The organism is Gudongella ferriphila, assembly GCF_046224405.1.
Taxonomy (GTDB): Bacteria; Bacillota; Clostridia; order Tissierellales; family Tissierellaceae; genus Gudongella.
This window is the reverse complement of sequence record NZ_JBJXRK010000070.1, coordinates 1-1,354: the sequence shown is the minus strand read 5'-3', so window position 1 is coordinate 1,354 and position 1,354 is coordinate 1. Positions and strand designations below refer to the sequence as shown.

The 1,354-nt window shown below is 40.9% G+C and carries 1 protein-coding gene; it reads right to left on the bottom strand.

The features are described 5' to 3' along the window. Positions 1–200: 200 nt before the first annotated feature. On the bottom strand, positions 201–1,250 hold the full coding sequence (locus ACKVDP_RS13785; protein WP_409229479.1) for an IS30 family transposase: 1,050 nt from the start codon (positions 1,248–1,250) through the stop codon (positions 201–203). Positions 1,251–1,354 lie beyond the last annotated feature (104 nt).

Sequence of the window (1,354 nt, the reverse complement as noted above, 5' to 3'; positions counted from 1 at the left end):
GATAAATTGCAATAACAAATTGAACTAATTTTCATGCCTAACAGATCTTGTACTGTATTATGATTGATTTGTCATGGGAAGGGTGGAGATTTTCATCGAAAATACTACCCGACCTTGACAACCTTTAGCATCGTATACTCTAAGTTGGCCTTTCGGCACTCGATGCCGTAAAGGCCTACATGAAAACTCGATGGCTTCTGCTATGATGCATATATTGCATCCAGTTCGTCCTCAAAGAGCTCCTCTGGTGTATTGTATCCAAGGATCTTTCTGGGTAATGAGTTCATCCATTCTTCTATAAAGGAAATGTCTTCATCAGCATAGTCATTTATGCTTTTCCCTTTTGGGATGAAGCGACGTATCAGCCCATTGTGCCTTTCGTTGGTCCCTCGCTCAAATGAAGAGTAGGGATGGGTGAAGTAGACCTTTGTAGAGCTTATAGACTCCAGTTCATGTAGCTCTGAGAACTCTGATCCATTATCGGAGGTTATGGTCTTAAACACCTTGCTGAACCTGACACCGAAAAATGTTTGTATCTTCTTGAACTCCTTGGATACTGCATCAGCTGTTTTTGATGGAATCTTTCGTATAATGGCGTTTCGGGTCTGCCTTTCAACTATGGTCAGCAAGACTTCTTCGCCATTGGACTTTTTACCTATTACAGTGTCTATCTCCCAGTGCCCGAATTCCTTGCGCAAATCAACGGACTTTGGTCGTAGTTCTATACTGTTGCCAAGTTTCCTCTTATTCTTGCGAGTGCGTTTTGATTTTGTGTTGTATTGAAGCTTAAGAGGTAAGTCGGAGTTCTTAACGCTCATAAGTCCAAGGTCAATGTAATTATACAGGGTCTTGGTGCATACCATTTCAGAACGTTTGAACTTTCCGGATTTCAGAGCACGACCAACGCATGTGTCAGGAGACCACTTACCTTCTTTTATCATTTTGGTGGCATAGTCTATGAATGTGCTGCATTCAAGCCTTTTAAAGGGCTTACAGGAGTTCTTGCGATTGTTGTCATAGACTGCTTTGCCTGTGGAAGCCAGGTATACATCAACTTTCTTTTTGGCAACTATTTGTGTCGTGGTACCCCTTCTGATTTCATTTAGAATGGTGTTTTGTGCCCTGCCAAGCTGTTTTGCTATCTTGTAGGGGGTAAAGCCATCTTGTAGACGAAGTTGAATAAACATTCGCTCCTCGTAGCTTAGGTGTTTGTTTATCATCGAATCAGTGGTATTATTAGGGTAGTCCATAGTGATTATCCTCCGTGTCAGATTTTTTTGTGGTGATTAAATCATAACACAGATAGTCATCTATGGGCTTTTTATATTAGTTCAATTTCATTTTACAATGAGTC

Coding starts and splice junctions, on each gene's coding strand:
- ACKVDP_RS13785 (WP_409229479.1), bottom strand. CDS start 1,250: ATGGACTACCCTAATAATACCACTGATTCGATGATAAACAAACACCTA.